This window comes from Streptomyces sp. NPDC004647 (genome assembly GCF_040609575.1).
Lineage (GTDB): Bacteria > Actinomycetota > Actinomycetes > Streptomycetales > Streptomycetaceae > Streptomyces.
The window spans coordinates 68,590-84,778 of record NZ_JBEXKU010000018.1; the positions used below are offsets into that span (position 1 = coordinate 68,590).

Sequence of the window (16,189 nt, forward strand, 5' to 3'; positions counted from 1 at the left end):
GGCCCGGGCCCGCCGCGGCTCGTGGCTCTTGCGCCTCAGAGCAGGAGGCGGTCGGCGACGGGGTGGCCGAGGAAGCTGTGCATGGCGAACTCCCAGCCATAGGAGCCCGCGTACGGGAAGACGACCAGGTCACCGGCGCGCACCTGGTCCACCAGAACATCGCGCAGCAGGGTGTCCTCCGGCGTGCACAGCTCGCCGACGACCGTCACACGCGCCCGCTCGGCGGCCGGGCGCGGACAGCCCTCCGGCCAGTCCTCGACGGGCAGCACCGCGACGTTGTGCACGATGTCCCAGGACGTGGGGAGCTGGAAGTGGTTGATGCCGCCGCGCAGCACCACGAACCACTCACCGTAGGACGCCTTCACATCCGTCACCTCGGCGGCGTACCAACCGCAGTCGGTGACCAGGAAGCGGCCGGGCTCGAGCACCACCTTCACCCCCGAGGGCGGCTCGACCTCTCCGGCCAGCTCGCCGAAGCGGGCGACGTCGAAGGGCTTCTCGCCCTCGAAGGCGACGCCGATGCCGCCGCCGATGTCCACGTGCCGCAGGTCGATCCCCTTCTCCCGGGCGGTCCGCACGCTCCACTCCACGCACCAGCGCAGATACGCGGCATGAGCCTCGGCGTCGAGGTTGTTGGACGCGGCGTGGATGTGGAAGCCGACCAGGTCCAGGCCGGGCAGCCGGAGCGCCTCGCGCAGCACGTCGGGCACATCGGGCTCCGCGACCCCGAACTGCGACGGGACGCCGCCCATGTGCAGCGAGCCGGTGACCGGGATCGTCGCGGGGTTGACGCGGAGCGCCACTCTTGCCCGGACCCCCTCGGCGCCGGCGATCCGGCTGATCCGGTGGAGCTCGAGCAGGCTCTCGGCGTTGATCGCCTCGACTCCGGCCCGGACCAGGGCGGTCAGGACGGGGACGGACTTCGCGGGGCCGGCGGCGACCACCGGGGCCGGAGCGCCCCCGGCCACCGGCTTGGCCGAAACGGCGAGTTCGAGCTCCGAGCGGGAGGCGACCTCGAACCCGTCGACGTGCGGGGCCAGCGCCTCGACGATCCCCGGGAAGGAGTTCGCCTTCACGGCGTAGTAGACGGCCGCCCACTCCGGGAGCGCACTGCGCAGCTCGCGCGCACGCTCGGCGGCGACCGCCCCGTCGTACACATAGGCCGACACCGGCGTCTCGGTCTGCGTCAGCTCCAGAAGGCGGCGGCGGACCGCCTCGGGGAGCACGTCCACGGGGTAAGCGGATCGGGGGGCTGCGGACGGCGGCAACTGTATGGACACGGCTCTGCCTCGGGTCGGGGACGGGGCGGGGGAAAGGGTTCAGCTGTGGCTGAGGTGGCGCATGATCATCATGTGGGGCCGCCACCCGGGATACGGCTCCATCCGGCCGATGGAGCTGAACCCGTACTTGGTGCAGGTAGCGAGCATCACGTCGTTGTCCGCTGCCACGAGGGCCGTGGCGCGTTCCTCCCGCCGTTCCGCGAGGAATGCCTCGAACAGCGCGTGCCCGATCCGTGAGCGCCGCCACTGAGCGCGCACCAGCAATTCGCATACGGCAACCGTGCGTTCCGGGTACTCGCGGGTCGACTCCGCCCCGGGGTCCGGCGTCAGGCCGTCCCACCACAGCGAGTCGGGAGGCAGCGTGTACCCGTAGACGAATCCGGCCACGTCGTCGCCGCCCAGCGCCGCCACCAGTGCGAAGCCGGGGCGCCCCGCGTGCCGCAGCAGGCGGTCCGAGATGGGCGGGTCGCTGTGGTCGCTGAGCCCCAGCGCTTCCGCGTAGACGTCCTCGTAGATCCGCGCCCACCGCTTGGTCTCCGCGGCGACAGCGGCTCCGTCATAATGCTCGATCAGAAGTCCGGCCGAAGCGGCGGTGTGCGTCGGTGCGATGGCGCTGTTCGAATGAGACACGCACTTCCCCCAGGGGTACGGACTGCCCGGCGGCCACCTCAGGGGCCGCAACTTAGGCGAGCCTAACCTAATGCTTCGCTGTTTCCAAGCGAGCGGGCTCGACTGTCTGTGTGGTCCCTTCAGGCCGTCGCCTGGCCATATCCCACCTGAAGTGTTCGAAGATGCGACAGGTGGAGCCAGGTCGCCGCCGGCAGGACCGAGCGCCCGGTCGCCGTCATACGACGTGCTCGCGGACCATCGAGGCGGCGCGCTTGGTGGGGAGGTTGACGTGGCGCGTCATTCGGAACCCGGCGCCCTCGCGCGATGGTCTGAGCCGCTGCACCGGATCACGAAGCGCCCCCGGCTGCTTGCGGCCGAGGGCACTACGTGACGGCGCGTTCACACGCATCGTGGTCAGCCTGAACACTCGCAGCCTTTGTTGGCCTCCCGGGTTGCGCACACCGGATGATGAGTTTGGATGCGGAGGGAGCGCTTTGGGACTGTGCGTCCCTACGAGCGCTGCTCCGGATGCGGTCGAGAGGACTGTGAGCTGACATGCCTGATGACGAACGGCAGATTCGGACCTTGATCGAGCGGTGGGCCGCAGCTGTGCACAGCGGCGACTTGAGCGGTGTCCTGGCGGATCATTCCGACGACATCGTGATGTTCGATGTGCCGCCGCCCTTTGAGGGCGTCCGCGGTATGGACGCCTACCGCGAGACGTGGCCGCCCTTCTTCGAGTGGCAGAGCAAAGGCGCGTCGTTCGAGATCGTGTCCCTTGACATCACCGCTGGTCACGACGTCGCCTATGCCCATGCCTTGCTGCGCTGCGGGACCCCACAGGAGCTCGCTGACCAACCCCGGAATCGCCTACGGCTTACGCTCGGGCTACGCAAGGAGCAGGGGCGATGGATTGTTGCACACGAGCATCACTCGTTTCCCGACACCGCCGCCGATGATGAGCCGGTGACCAGTTAGCCAGTCGCTATGGCCCGACCATCGCCGAGAGAGGTGGTCCACTGCGGTTGGGCTCGTCCACCATCCCCCGGCGCGAGCCGGTCAGGCCTTGCGTCAGCAGTCGGCACCGAGCCAATGCTGCCCGTCGAACGTGCCGTCGACCGGTGACGGCGGAGCGGCGCCCTGCTGCGGCGGCTGCGTCACGGCAGTTGCGGCAGGCGGTCAGTCGCTGTAGCGGTGGGTTTCGCGGTGGGCAGGTCGCTGTCGGGGAGCCCCTGCAGGGAGCCTTCGGACTTGTGATCGTCGGGCCGCTCCTCTGTTGGCTTCGGCTTGCCGGCGGGCGACGTGGGTCCGCTGCTCGGGCGAGACGTGTTCGGCGTGCTGGGCGCGGCCGAGGGCGAGGGGGTGGCGCGTGGAGTAGTGGGGGAGGGCGCCGGTGTACGCGCGTGGCCGGTGTCGGTGGTGTCGGGCACGGTGCGGTAACCGCTCCTGAAGTACGTGTACCAGGATTTCACCGTGGCCAGGTAGGCCTGGGATTGGTTGTAACCGAGGATCGCACGGTCGAGATCGTGCGGATCGGACAGGTCGCGCCCGTCCGCGCACAGGTAGCGGCCCGCGGCCAGGGCCGCGTCGTAGATGTTATTGGGGTCCTCCGTGCCGTCGCCGTTGTTGTCCGCGCCCCATACGGCCCACGTGGAGGGGATGAACTGCATCGGTCCCACCGCGCGGTCGAAGGAGCGGTCACCGTCCCAAGCGCCGGCGTCGGTGTCGTGGATGGCGGCGTACCCGTTGCCGTTCAACTGCGGGCCCAGGATGGGTGACGCTGTCGTGCCGTCGGCGTCCACCCGGCCGCCGCGTGCCTGGCCGGACTCCACTTGGCCGATCGCCGCGAGCAGTTCCCAGCGCAGATGGCACAAGGGGTGGCTCTTGGCCAGGGCCGCTTCCGCCTGCTGATACGCGTCCAGGACCGTGGTCGGAATGGCCCCGCTGCCCCGCCCGTCGGAAGCGGAGCGCACCGTGTCCGTGCCTGCTGCTCGCTTGCCGGGATCGACCAGCGGGGGGAGTTCGGTGTGATACGGCGACCCGCCCGAAATGAGTGGTTCAGGCGGTGAAACCGTATCGGCAGGACCGGATGCGTCGGCCGTCAGCCCATGACTCTGCGAGGCCGTCAATGCCGCCATGGCCGCCGCCGCGACCGCCGTGCCCTTCACGCCCCTGCGTATTCGCCGACCGAATCGTTCCGCCATATGTCAGCCTCTCCGCATCTACACATCCCGTGCCGCGGTCGTGGGCACAGGTCCTCACTGGCTCTACGTGCCACGGCGGGCGGTCCGTCGCAGAGACACATAACTTTTTCACGGCGTCGATGGCCAACGAGCAGAAGAATGCAGACGATCGAGCCCTCGATGGCTGGGGCGACACGGTACGGACGGGAATGCGCTCAGCCGGTCGCGCAGGCTGCAGAACAACTGCGGCGAGCGTGCTGGATCCTCAGAGCCGGAGCCACCGCGGCCGCCCGTCCCCGAACAGCCGCATCTCCGCATCCGCCTGGCAGCCGTTCGCCGGCTGAACCAAGCCGACAGGTCGCATACGGCCGCCGGAGGCCGCGCTGCGCGATGATCGGTGTCATGCAGCAACCAGGCCGAGTGACAACGATCATCAGCCGGCTGACCGGCCTCATCCTGGCGGCAGCCGTCGCGAGCGGGTGCGGAACGGGCAGCGAAGACACCCTGGGTCCGCGGGGACACGAGGCGCCCACGCCTGCCCGGGCGACCCTCCCAAAGCTGATTCCGCCCCCGCCTCCACCGCGGAACAAGCCGCCGCTGCCCGCCCCGATCGTGGACGGAATGCGCCAGGTGCCACGGATCGAGCGGGTGCCCACCCACGACCGGGTCGTCTTCCTCACCATCGACGACGGTGCAGCGAAGGATCCGGCCTTCGCGAAGCTGATGAGCACCTTGCGAGTGCCGTTCAGCATGTTCTTGACCGACTCCATGGCCGGGGACAACTACGGGTACTTCGCCCGACTGCGTCAGCTGGGCAATAGGGTGCAGAATCACACCCTGACCCACAAGCGGCTGACCAACCTCCCCTACGCCGCTCAACGGGCGGAGATCTGCGGCCAACAAGACCGCCTGCAGCAGGTCTTCGGGGAACGGCCCACGCTGTTCCGCCCTCCGCGCGGCCACTACAACCCCACCACCCTGCAGGCGGCGGCCGACTGCGGCATCCGCGCCACAGTGCTCTGGCGCGCCAACATGCAGCCCAAGGGCCTTCGCTACGACGCCACCGACCACACCCTGCGCCCGGGCGACATCATCCTGTTCCACTTCTTCCCGCAGCAGCGCCTCGAGGGCGCCACACTGACCGACGTAGCCCAGGATCTGCTACGGACCATCACCGACCAGGGCTTCGCCGTCGCCCGCCTCGAGGACTACGTGTGAGAGTTCGGACTGTGGGTTCAAGGTGGGTGAGCCGGTTCGGCGCGCATGGTCCGAGGTATCGGTGTGGTCGGTGGCTGAGGGCTACTGACCGCGCGGGCGCGCTCCCCGGCTCGCCCCCTCCATCGATCGCGACCCTCTCGGCGTCGCGCTGGAGCTGGAGGCGGACGATGTCGAGATCCTTCGGGCTGAGGACGTCCAGGTCGGCCGGCGCGGGCCGACCTGGACGTCATGGTCAGACGAATCAGACGAGGTCGAACCGGTCGAGGTTCATCACCTTGTCCCACGCCGCGACGAAGTCGTTCACGAACTTCTCCTTCGCGTCATCGCTCGCGTAGACCTCCGCGAGCGCGCGCAGCTCAGAGTTCGACCCGAAGACAAGGTCGGCACGGCTGCCGGTCCACTTGACCTCGCCCGTGGCGGCGTCGCGACCCTCGAACGTGTTCGCGTCCTCGGACGTCGCCTTCCACGTCGTGCCCAGGTCGAGCAGGTTGGCGAAGAAGTCGTTGGTCAGCGACCCGGGAGTAGTGGTGAAGACGCCGAGCGGCGAGTCCTGGTAGTTCGCGCCCAGGACGCGGAGGCCACCGACGAGGACCGTCAGCTCGGGGGCGCTCAGGGTCAGGAGGTTCGCCCGGTCGATGAGCAGGTACTCGGCCGGCAGCCGGTTGCCCTTCCCGAGGTAGTTGCGGAACCCGTCGGCGGTCGGTTCGAGCGCGGCGAACGACTCCACGTCGGTCTGCTCCTGCGACGCGTCCACGCGACCCGGCGTGAAGGGGACCTCGACGTCGAAGCCGGCGTCCTTGGCGGCCTGCTCGACGCCCGCAGAACCGGCGAGCACGATCAGGTCGGCGAGCGAGACCTGCTTGCCGCCGGTCCGGTCGGTGTTGAAGGACTCCTGGATCCCCTCCAGGGTGCGCAGCACCGTCGCCAGCTGGTCGGGGTCGTTGACCTCCCACCCGCTCTGCGGCTGGAGGCGGATGCGCGCACCGTTGGCGCCGCCCCGCTTGTCGCTGCCCCGGAAGGACGAGGCCGACGCCCACGCGGTGGACACGAGCTGGGAGACCGACAGGCCCTGGCTGAGGATCTGGCCCTTGAGGGAGGCGATGTCCTCGGCATCGACAACCTCGTGCGTCACCGCGGGGAGGGGGTCCTGCCACAGCAGCGTCTCGCTCGGGACCTCAGGGCCGAGGTAGCGCACGATCGGGCCCATGTCGCGGTGGGTCAGCTTGAACCACGCGCGGGCGAAGGCGTCCGCGAACTCGGCGGGGTTCTCGAGGAAGCGCCGCGAGATCTGCTCGTAGGCCGGGTCGAACCGGAGCGAGAGGTCGGTCGTCAGCATCGTCGGGGCGTGGCTCTTCGACGCGTCGTGGGCATCGGGCACGGTGCCCGCCCCGGCGCCCTCCTTCGGCCGCCACTGGTGCGCGCCGGCGGGGCTCTTGTACAGCTCCCACTCATAGCCGAAGAGGATCTCGAAGAAGCTGTTGTCCCACGTGATCGGGGTGTTCGTCCAGATACCCTCGAGACCGCTGGTGATCGTGTCACCGCCCTTGCCGGTGCCGTAGGTGTTCTTCCAGCCGAGGCCCTGCTCCTCGATCGAGGCGGCCTCGGGGTCGGCCCCGACGCTGTCCGCCGGGCCCGCGCCGTGGGTCTTGCCGAAGGTGTGACCGCCCGCGATCAGGGCGACCGTCTCCTCGTCGTTCATCGCCATCCGGCGGAACGTCTCACGGATGTCGCGGGCCGCGGCGAGCGGGTCCGGGTTGCCGTTCGGGCCCTCCGGGTTGACGTAGATGAGGCCCATCTGCACCGCGCCGAGGGGGTTCTCCAGCTCCCGGTCGCCGGTGTAGCGCTTGTCACCGAGCCAGGTGGTCTCGGGACCCCAGTAGACGTCCTCGTCGGGCTCCCAGACATCCGCACGACCGCCGCCGAAGCCGAAGGTCTCGAAGCCCATCGACTCCAGGGCGACGTTGCCGGTGAGGATCATGAGGTCGGCCCACGAGAGGCTCTGGCCGTACTTCTTCTTGACCGGCCACAGCAGGCGGCGGGCCTTGTCGAGGTTCCCGTTGTCCGGCCAGCTGTTGAGGGGGGCGAAGCGCTGCTGGCCGGCCCCGGCGCCGCCGCGGCCGTCGCTGATCCGGTAGGTGCCCGCGCTGTGCCACGCCATCCGGATCATGAATGGGCCGTAGTGGCCGAAGTCGGCCGGCCACCAGTCCTGTGAGGTCGTCAGCACGTCCGCGATGTCCTGCTTCACGGCCGCGAGGTCGAGGGTCTCGAACGCCTCGGCGTAGTCGAACTCCTCGCCGAGGGGGTTGGTCACGGCGGGGTTCTTGGCGAGGATCTTCAGGTTCAACCGCTCCGGCCACCACTGGCGGTTTCCGCCGCCCTGAGTCGGGTGCGGGGCGCGCCCGTGCGCGACCGGGCAACCACCTCCGTCCTCCGCCTTCGCGTCTACGACGATTGCATCATGGTTCTCAGACATGGGAATCCTTCCGGATCGGGCGGATCACGGTGCTCAGGAACTGCGGGCGGTGGACGGGCGGTGGAAAAGTCGGGCAGAGGCCCCAGTAGATGACCTCGGCCTCGTCGATCGAGAAGCCGTGGTCGTCGGACGCGGTCGGGCAGGGGCCTCACCGACCGCGCAGTCGACGTCAGCGACGACACGACGCGCCCCTCGGACCGGGCCGGGCCGGGCTGCCGGCCGGTTCGATGCGGCGTACGAGTCCCGCCGCGGTGAGCGCGTGGGTGGCCGCACACCAGACGTGAACGGGGAGATATGGCCCACGCGATCGCGCACCCCGGAGGCGATCGCCTCGACGCCGAGGTGGTCACCGTCCCGGACGGTCTCGAGCAGCGCGACGCGGGCGGCCGTCACCCGCAGGCCGGCACCGAGCAGCTTCTCGGCGGTGGTCCCGTCACGTCTCTGTCTCATGCAGTACTGGAGTCTTCCTGTCCCTTGGCTATCGCCGGAACCGATCCTACGATGGACCGAGTCCAAGTCAAGAAGCGCGCCAAGCCCATATCCAATCGGAACCCGGACGTCCATGGGTAAACTTCGGGCATCCCACCGAACTTGAATAGGTGAACCGATATGAGTGACCTGCTGGAGCGACTGCGAGGGCGTGGCTGGCGGATGACCTCCCAGCGGCGTGTCGTTGCGGAGGTCCTCGACGGCGACCACGTACATCTCACGGCCGACGAGGTGCATGCCCGCGCGACACAGCGGCTGCCCGAGATCTCCCGGGCGACCGTCTACAACACCCTGGGTGAGATGGTCTCCCTCGGTGAGGTCATCGAGGTCCCCACGGTCGGCCGCGCCAAGCGCTACGACCCCAACGCACACCACCCGCACCAGCACCTGGTGTGCTCCTACTGCGGCACCATCCGCGATGTCCACCCGACTGGCAATCCGCTGGCCGACCTCCCGGCGGAGGAACGGTTCGGCTTCACGGTGTCCGAGGTCGAGGTCACCTACCGCGGGCTGTGCCCGTCCTGCGCCTAGGCAATGAGCCGTTTTCAACCTCACGTTGAGGCGTGGTGAAGGACGAGGACAGCTTTCACGATGTCGGTGATGCGGTTGGTGCTGCAGCGGAGCTTCCGCAGGCGGCGCCGGCCTTTCAGGGTGGCCATGGCCTGTTCTCCGACGCAGCGGATCTTGGCGTGGGTGGTGTTGTGCCGTCGCTTCCACTGCTTGAGGCGACGCCCCCGGAACGGGGCCCTGACGTGACGGCCGGCGTTTTGGTACGCCTTGTCCGCCCGGCCCTTGAGTCCCGCTTTCGCGAGGGCGTCGTCGATGATGCCGTGTTCACGTGCGGTGGTCAGGTCGTGGGCCGAGCCGGGCAGTGCGGGTGAGGCCCACGGCAGCCGTCCCAACGGGTCCGTGAGGACAAGGCTCCATGTCCCGTGGCCGCTTCTCGGAGCTCACTTGGTGCGTGATTCCAGGTCGCGGCGCGTGCTGTCACCGTAGACGCCGGCCTCGTCGCCGCTGATGCCGTACCACTGCTGGAATCTGGCCACGGCCGCTTTGACCTTCGTGTCGTAGCGGCCATCGATGTCGCGGTCGTCGTAGATGTTCGGGACCTGGAGCAGACGTACCTGCAGCTCGTACACGCCGTGGCCGCTGTCGCCCTGGCGCAGCACACCCCCGTACGGTTGCGGGTTCGCCGGGTTCGCCGGGTTCGCCGGGTTCGCCGGAGGTGACGGAGAGGGGTTGTCGGGCAGCGGTCTGTCCGGCTGTCCGGCGGGCACGGCCGGGAGCGGCGGTGCGGGATCCTCGTCGACCAGCAGAGAGGAGGCGAGGATCAGCCCGCTCACGGCGCCCACTCCGAAGACCCCGGCGGTACGTGCGTCCCGCCTGGCGGTGAGGCGCCGCCACCCTCGCCCTTTGGTTGCCGCGTGCGCGCGAACCGGCAGCGGTGACCCCTCCGGTGGCCGGCCCGGGGACTGGGCAGCGCCCGGCACCGGCGGCTGTGACGCCTCAGGCCGCCGGCCCGGGAACTGGGCAGCGCCCGACTCTGCGTTGGCCGGGTACGGGTCGGCGGCGCGGCGGGCGCCCACCTTCAGCGGAGGCGCGTACACGGCTGTCACAGGCGGGGGGCCGTCCGCCGCGCCCGCACCACCGACCCACGGCGGCTCCACCAGCACAGAGGGCGGAGCATTCTCCGGGTGCGCGCCGCGAGCCCACAAAGGTTCCACCGCCACAGCGGGCGGAGCGTCCACCGGGCGGTCCACCAGGCGGTCCACCGGGCGTACACCGCCCACCCGCAGCGGCTGCACCACCGGATGCGGCGGAGCGGCGTACGGACGACTACCCGGCTCCTCGCGCACCTCCGCGGCACGGGAGAGATCCAGGTCCTCGGGCATGCCCCCCACGAACTGCGGTCGCCGGGGCGGAAGCGGGGGCGAGGCGGTGCGGGTGAGGCCGTTGTCCCCACTCGGTTCGCTGCGGCGGCGCCAGGACGGCGGCGGGCTCTCGGCCCAGCCCTGCTTCACGTCGAACGCGTAGAGGTCGGCGCGTGCGGCGTCCAAGGCGTCCAGCACGGCCTGAAAGGAGTCCTTCACCGGCTGCCCGGTATCAGGACCTGAACCGGGACTGCTCTGACGTTCTCTGTCGTCGACTCCCACGTAGTCCTCCTCAACGACATCCCGAGTTTCGTTGTGAGGCCATACGCACGCCGTGCGGCCCTGTCTCATACCGCCTTCTGCGACTCGGCCCACACCCCGTCGGCTGCAGCGAGGAGTTGGCCGGTCCTGACCGGACCTTCACCTGGTCCTACGTGGAACCGCTGCCGCCCGCCGGGCATGCTGCCGGAGCCCACGTACACCGGTGCGCCGGCGTCCAGTCACGCCACCAACTCGGCCGGGAGCGGGCGTTCGTCCGGCCGACGTCAGGAGCTCGTGAGGATGACGAGTTGCTGGGTCGCTCGGGTCATCGCGACATAGCGGTCGACCGCTCCTTCGACGCCCTTGCCGAACGCCTCTGGGTCGATGAGGACGACCAGGTCGAACTCGAGCCCCTTCGACAGCTCCGGGGTCAGCGACCGGACGCCTGTCCTGCAGGTCCTGTCCGCGCAGCATCGTCACCGCACCTTCACCGTCGGCATCGGCCTCGAGCAGGTCGTCGATGACGCCGGCCATGCGCTCGCGTTCGGCGGCGACAGAGGCATTGTGCCGACGCTTACGTACTGACGCCTCCGGGTCGCCGAGCCGCTGCCGTGCTGCGTCCAGGAGCGGGAGGTCGGACACCGTCCAGGCTTGGGCGTCCTCGCGCTGCAGCTTCGACACGTCATCGGGGCTGAGCCAGGGAGCGCACATCCGCAGGTAGGCGGGTACCGACCACAGGTCTCCGACGAGGTCAGCCGCTTCGAGCAGCGGCCACGCGCGGTTGAGGGTCCTGAGCAGCTCCCTGTTGTGCAGCAGCGACTTGCGGAGCAGGTCAGGCGAGACGTCGTCGTCGTGCTTGTCCATCAGGATCGTGAGCAGCTCCTCCCAGATCTGGTCGCGCGCTTCGTTGTGCGGAGTACCTGGTTCTGCTGCTTCGAAGGCCACGGCCCAATCGTCGGCGCTCAGCCGGATGTCGGACCAGGAGGTCGTGACCGTCATCCCCTCGGTGGGAGGCTCCTCGTAGAACCTGACGGCCGTCTCGACCGCCTTCACCATGTCCGCGGACGACTTCAGGAGAGCCACGTTCGGGTCGGTCTCGATCGCTGCTTCTCCTCCCTCGGCGACGAGGTCCCGCAGGGTGCAGGTCTGCACGCCCTCCTCTCCGAGGCTGGGCAGGACGTCGGCGACGTAGCCCAGGTAAGGCTGGTGCGGACCGACGAACAGCACGCCGCCCCGGCGGTGACCGAGGCGAGGGTCGGAGTAGAGGAGGTAGGCGGAGCGGTGCAGAGCGACGACGGTCTTCCCCGTACCCGGACCGCCGTCGACGACGAGAGCGCCGCGGGATCCCGCGCGGATGATGGCGTCCTGGTCGGCCTGGATGGTGCCGAGCACGTCTCGCATCCGTGCCGACCGGTTGCCGCCCAGGCTGGCGATGAAGGCGGACTGGTCGTCGAGCGCGGCGTGCCCGACAAAGCCGTCCGAGGTGAACACCTCGTCCCAGTAGTCGCTGATCCGGCCGCGGGTCCAGCGATACCTGCGGCGGCTTGCCAGACCCATCGGGTTGGCGTGGGTGGCTCCGAAGAATGGCTCAGCCGCGGGGGAGCGCCAGTCGAGCAGCAGCCGACGACCCGCGCTGTCCGTAAGGCCAAGTCGTCCGACGTACACGGGCTCGGGGTTGTCTGCGCCGACCATGTGTCCGAGGCACAGGTCCAAACCGAAGCGACGCAGTGCGCGCAGACGAGCGGTCAGCCGGTGGATCTCCATGTCCCGGTCCATCGCCTGCCGGCCTATGCCGCCGGGCGCCTTGCGCTCGGCATCGAGGCGGTCGGACAGGCCGGCCATCGACTGCTCGAGGCACTCCGCGAGGGCCGCGAAGTGCTGCTCATCGCCGGCGATCAGTGTCGGGTCGGCCTTGGGGGAGAGGCGGTCGGGAAGGTCGAACGCGCTGGTGGTCAGAGGGTTCACGTCATCAGCTCCGATATGAGGCCGCTTGCAACCATTGCGCGCAGCAAGGCGTCTGGACCGGCGTGACGAACCTGGTGGCCATGACGAGCAACGCTCCGCCTGACGTGGACCCCGTGGCCGTTGTCGGTTCAGGTCGCCAGGGTTTGTAGGTTCTCGTGTTCTGGGTCCTGGCTCGACGATCCCGTGTGGTTCACGCGGGCACTGGCGGTTTTTCCCGGCTGATCGCGTCGAGCAGCAGCTTCGCGGCCACCGTCGCCCCGTCGGTGCGGATCGTGCCGGCCAGGGCCCTCGCCCGTGCGCGGGTCTCGGGGGCCAGGGCCGTCCCGAGCGCGGCCGACAGGGACTCGAAGGTCGGAGTCGGACCCTCGTGTGCCGCGCCGATGCCCAGGTCGGCCACCCGGCCGGCCCAGTACGGCTGGTCCGCCATCTGGGGTACCACCACCTGGGGCGCGCCGGCCCGGGCGGCCGTCGTCGTCGTACCCGCGCCGCCGTGGTGCACGACGGCAGCCACCCGACGGAACAGTGCCTGCTGGTTGACCTCGCCGACGGCGCAGCAGTCGTCCTGGTCGTCGATCAGGGCCAGGCCGGCCCAGCCGCGCCCGACGAGTGCGCGGCGGCCCTGCGCGCGTACCGCCCCGATGGCCACCCGGGCGACGTCCTCCGAGTCACGCATGGGCATGCTGCCGAAGCCCACGTACACCGGTGGTGTGCCGGCGTCCAGGAACGCCACCAACTCGGCCGGGAGCGGGCGTTCGTCCGGCCGGATCCACGCGCCGGTCCGCACCACGTCGAGGTCCGCCGGCTCCAGCCACGGACCCAGGGTCGGGTCCGCCGCCAGCCACGGCTGGTCGGTGAAGACGTGGTCGCGGACGTTGTCCACCGGTGGCAGGCCGATCGACGCCCGGTGGGTGTTGATCGCCTCGCCGAACAACGCGTTCATGTTCTCGGTGTTCAGGTCCCACAGCTCCCGGTTGTCGGTCACGTCCGGTGGGAGCGGCCGGCCCGGCCACGCGAGCGGCGGGTGGTGCGGCGACGGCAGGTAGGACGGAAAGAAGGCCGCGAACACGTAGGGGATGCCCAGTTTCTCGGCCACCGACCGCGCGGCTGCCGCGGCCGGAATCAAGCCGGTCGCCACCACCGCATCACACCCCTCGGCCACGGCAGCGACTGCGTCGAACTGCGCGGCGACCAACGCGGCCGCGCGCTGGGGCAGGCCCGCCGCCGGCGGCGGCGCGGTCACCATCGCGCGCACCGGCGAGCCGACCGGCACCATCTCCACGCCGACAGCGGCCAGCCGCGCCGCGAACTCCTCGTCCTGCGGCGCGCACACCCGCACCTCCGCGCCGAGTGCCCGCAACTGCACCGCGAGTCCCACCATCGGTTCGACGTCCCCGCGCGACCCGTACGTCGACAACAACACACGCACTTCGTGACTCTCATTTCCGTAGATTCTGGCTTCGGTCGGCGATTCTGCGGCACGACCCGGGCCTTGCCGCAAGCCCCCCGGTGCGCTATAAGTTGAGAGTGGCAAGGAGTGGGTGCGCTCTTTGCCCTTTATCGTCCGCTGTGGACGGACAACCTCCTCGGGAAGCGGCGGGCGCGCCGCGTACGGCGGTACCGTCGGTCCAGGAGGATCTCCCATGGGCCTACGGATGCAGCCGCGGAACGAGAAGTTCTTCACCCTCTTCACGAGCCACTAGCGGCCGGCGATCGGTCCGAGGCTGTCCGCCCGTCCGGTGGATGCCCCTACGAAACCGCATCCGGGCCTGCTGCCCTCGAATTCCCCCGGCGATCTGCGTGAAGAGGAACAAGGAACTCCCCTCCATCGAACCAGAAGGTGGCGCCCGGAGCGGTTCCCTGAGCTGCCGCAAGATGCCTCTCTTCCGACTTGCGATACTCAGCCACGCTGCTTACCAACGTCGGGAGGACTGGCAAATCGCTCTCGGGTGCGCTGGTGCATTCTCCAGTTCCACCCGCCCCTCCGCAGCGGGCACGGGGGCGATGTACGGTCTCGCCCGGGCCCTGCCCGGGCATGATGGTCGCGTGCGGCTTGAACCGATCACCTGGGAACGGCTGGCCGACGCCCTCGCCGAGCGCGTCGGCCTGTTGAAGACGGCCGACGACAGCCCCTGGCCCAAGGTCGCCGTCGACGGCGCGCCCGCCGCGCGCACCGGCGAGCTCGCGGAGTTCGTCGCCCAGGCACTGCGCACGCGCGGCCGGTCGGTGCTCGTCGTCGGTACCGGCGGTTTCCTGCGGCCCGCATCGCTGCGGTACGAGTACGGCAGGCAGGACCCCGATGCGTACTACGACTCCTGGTTCGATGTGAGCGCCCTGTGGCGCGAAGTCTTCGACCCTCTCGCTGCCCGTGGCAGCGGACGGGTGCTGCCCGACCTGTGGGACCCGGAGCGCGACCGGGCGACCAGGAGCCCGTACGTACAACTTCCGCAGGGCGGCGTGCTGGTGCTGCACGGTCCGCTGCTGCTGGGGCAGTGGTTTCCCTTTGACCTGGCGGTCCATCTGCGGCTCTCGCCGGGCGCGCTGGAACGCCGTACGCAGGGCAGTGAGCGATGGACGCTGCCCGCGTTCGCGCGCTACGAGGACGAAGTGGGTCCGGAGGAGGCGGCGGATGTGCTCGTACGGGCGGACGATCCACGACACCCGGCCTGGAGCGGTCTGGATCATCCGGCATGAATGACGACTGGGCCCGCCGCCTGCGCCCGGTATCCGTTAGGCGGGTCGGCCGCCGACCGCGGTGACAGCCTCCGCTCCCGTGCGGCAGCCCTCCACCGCAGCCGCAACAGGGGGAGCCCCGGCCAGGCGGGCCGTGAGGAAGGCGCCCATGAAGGCGTCGCCCGCCCCTGTGGTGTCGAGGGCCTCCGTGGATGGGGCAGGGACGTGTGCGAGAAGGTCACCTCCGGCGGCGACCAAGGCTCCGTCCGCGCCCAGTTTTGCTACGACGAGTGCGAAGTCCTGGCTCAGCTTCCGCGCCGCTTCGGCTGGTTCTGCGAGGCCCGTCAGGAGCTGCGCCTCAGTGCGGTTGGGGACGAGAACGTCCGCTCCGGCGACGGAACTCAGGAAGCGGTCGACTCCGACGCGTTCGATGAAGCCCGTTGACGCCGGGTCCACGCTGACAGGGACTCCGCGCTCACGGGCCGCCGTCATGGCCGCACGCGCCAGCCGCCGGCTCGTCTCGGCGAAGAAGAGGTAGCCGGAGAGGTGGAGATGGGCGATCCCGTCCAGGCGGGCGTCCTGCCAGTCGGCGGGGGAGAGGCTGAGGGCTGCGCCGCTGTCGGTGATCAGGGTGCGTTCGGCGGCGCGGTCCACCAGGGAGATGACCACGGCCGTGGGTGCTTCGCGGTCGATGCGCAGGTGCGGGCGTACACCGGAGCGTACGAGCGCCTCGCGGTGCCAGGCCTCGGAATCCCGTCCGACGCTCGCCAGCAGGTGTACGTCGCCGGCCCCCGCGTGAGCCGCCCAGCAGGCGACGTTGGCGCCCGCGCCGCCCGGGAGCGTCGCGATGCGGGCCGCGGTATCGGTCGCCGGAGCCAGTGGGGTGCGGTGCCGGGCGACGATGTCCGTGACCACGTCGCCGATCACCAGCAGGCCGCCGGCAGCCTCGCGCGTCATGGAGGGGACCCGGGAGCCGAGCGGACCGGGCCGCGGCGAGTTGTACGGACCGTGCCGCGGCGAGTTCTACGGACCGTGCCGCGGTCAGTCATGCGGATCGCGGCGCGGTGATTCATGCGGACTGCGCCGCGGCGAGTCGTACGGACCGTGCCGCGGTGATTCATGCGGACTGCGCCGCGGCGAGTCGTACGGACCAGGCCGCGGTGATTCATG

Annotated in this window: 11 protein-coding genes and 3 pseudogenes; 4 read left to right on the plus strand and 10 right to left on the minus strand. The window is 69.9% G+C overall.

Annotated features, from left to right (window positions below):
* Positions 1-35: 35 nt before the first annotated feature.
* Both ABZW18_RS10820 and ABZW18_RS10825 read right to left on the minus strand, forming a co-directional pair.
* On the minus strand, positions 36-1,232 hold the full coding sequence (locus tag ABZW18_RS10820; RefSeq protein WP_356185102.1) for an alanine racemase: 1,197 nt from the start codon (positions 1,230-1,232) through the stop codon (positions 36-38).
* A gap of 87 nt (positions 1,233-1,319) precedes the next feature.
* Complete coding sequence (locus ABZW18_RS10825) at positions 1,320-1,910, minus strand: GNAT family N-acetyltransferase (protein ID WP_356185104.1); 591 nt, start codon at positions 1,908-1,910, stop codon at positions 1,320-1,322.
* Between the two features lie 534 nt (positions 1,911-2,444).
* On the opposite strand from ABZW18_RS10825, the gene ABZW18_RS10830 reads away from it, so the two are divergent.
* On the plus strand, positions 2,445-2,867 hold the full coding sequence (locus tag ABZW18_RS10830) for an SgcJ/EcaC family oxidoreductase (RefSeq protein ID WP_356185107.1): 423 nt from the start codon (positions 2,445-2,447) through the stop codon (positions 2,865-2,867).
* 179 nt (positions 2,868-3,046) lie between these two features.
* Here the strand turns inward: ABZW18_RS10830 and ABZW18_RS10835 are convergent, their stop codons facing one another.
* Positions 3,047-4,093, minus strand: a complete 1,047-nt coding sequence (locus ABZW18_RS10835) for a hypothetical protein (RefSeq protein ID WP_356185110.1) — start codon at positions 4,091-4,093, stop codon at positions 3,047-3,049.
* A gap of 600 nt (positions 4,094-4,693) precedes the next feature.
* Between ABZW18_RS10835 and ABZW18_RS10840 the strand changes: the two genes are divergently transcribed.
* Positions 4,694-5,290, plus strand: coding sequence for a polysaccharide deacetylase family protein (locus ABZW18_RS10840; RefSeq protein WP_356185113.1), 597 nt, complete (start codon positions 4,694-4,696; stop codon positions 5,288-5,290).
* Positions 5,291-5,531: 241 nt separating this feature from the next.
* On the opposite strand, the gene katG is transcribed toward ABZW18_RS10840, so the two are convergent.
* Together katG and ABZW18_RS10850 are read right to left on the minus strand one after the other, a co-directional pair.
* Complete coding sequence (katG, locus tag ABZW18_RS10845) at positions 5,532-7,763, minus strand: catalase/peroxidase HPI (RefSeq protein WP_356185116.1); 2,232 nt, start codon at positions 7,761-7,763, stop codon at positions 5,532-5,534.
* Positions 7,756-8,213: pseudogene (locus ABZW18_RS10850) on the minus strand (transcriptional repressor). Before ABZW18_RS10850 ends, katG begins: the two are co-directional and overlap by 8 nt.
* A 159-nt stretch (positions 8,214-8,372) precedes the next feature.
* Here ABZW18_RS10850 and ABZW18_RS10855 point away from each other — a divergent pair.
* On the plus strand, positions 8,373-8,783 hold the full coding sequence (locus ABZW18_RS10855) for a Fur family transcriptional regulator (protein ID WP_356185119.1): 411 nt from the start codon (positions 8,373-8,375) through the stop codon (positions 8,781-8,783).
* A 20-nt stretch (positions 8,784-8,803) separates the two neighbouring features.
* On the opposite strand, the pseudogene ABZW18_RS10860 reads toward ABZW18_RS10855, so the two are convergent.
* From ABZW18_RS10860 to ABZW18_RS10875, 4 genes and pseudogenes are all read right to left on the minus strand, one after another.
* Positions 8,804-9,178 (minus strand): annotated as a pseudogene (locus ABZW18_RS10860) (transposase family protein); the annotation flags it as partial.
* Between the two features lie 24 nt (positions 9,179-9,202).
* Positions 9,203-10,342 (minus strand): peptidoglycan-binding protein, encoded by a 1,140-nt coding sequence (locus ABZW18_RS10865; protein ID WP_356185122.1) that lies wholly within the window; start codon positions 10,340-10,342, stop codon positions 9,203-9,205.
* Positions 10,343-10,668: 326 nt separating this feature from the next.
* A pseudogene (gene helR / locus ABZW18_RS10870) lies at positions 10,669-12,349 on the minus strand (RNA polymerase recycling motor ATPase HelR).
* A gap of 190 nt (positions 12,350-12,539) precedes the next feature.
* Positions 12,540-13,775 carry a glycosyltransferase gene (locus ABZW18_RS10875; protein WP_356185125.1) on the minus strand — a complete coding sequence of 412 codons (1,236 nt, stop codon included), beginning with the start codon at positions 13,773-13,775 and terminating at the stop codon, positions 12,540-12,542.
* A gap of 617 nt (positions 13,776-14,392) precedes the next feature.
* Between ABZW18_RS10875 and ABZW18_RS10880 the strand changes: the two genes are divergently transcribed.
* A complete protein-coding gene (locus tag ABZW18_RS10880; RefSeq protein ID WP_356185128.1) occupies positions 14,393-15,040 on the plus strand; it encodes a uridine kinase in 648 nt (215 codons plus the stop codon).
* 36 nt (positions 15,041-15,076) lie between these two features.
* Here ABZW18_RS10880 and ABZW18_RS10885 read toward each other — a convergent pair whose 3' ends face one another.
* Positions 15,077-15,976: a PfkB family carbohydrate kinase gene (locus ABZW18_RS10885; RefSeq protein ID WP_356185130.1), complete on the minus strand. Its 900-nt coding sequence runs from the start codon at positions 15,974-15,976 to the stop codon at positions 15,077-15,079.
* Positions 15,977-16,189: the final 213 nt, after the last annotated feature.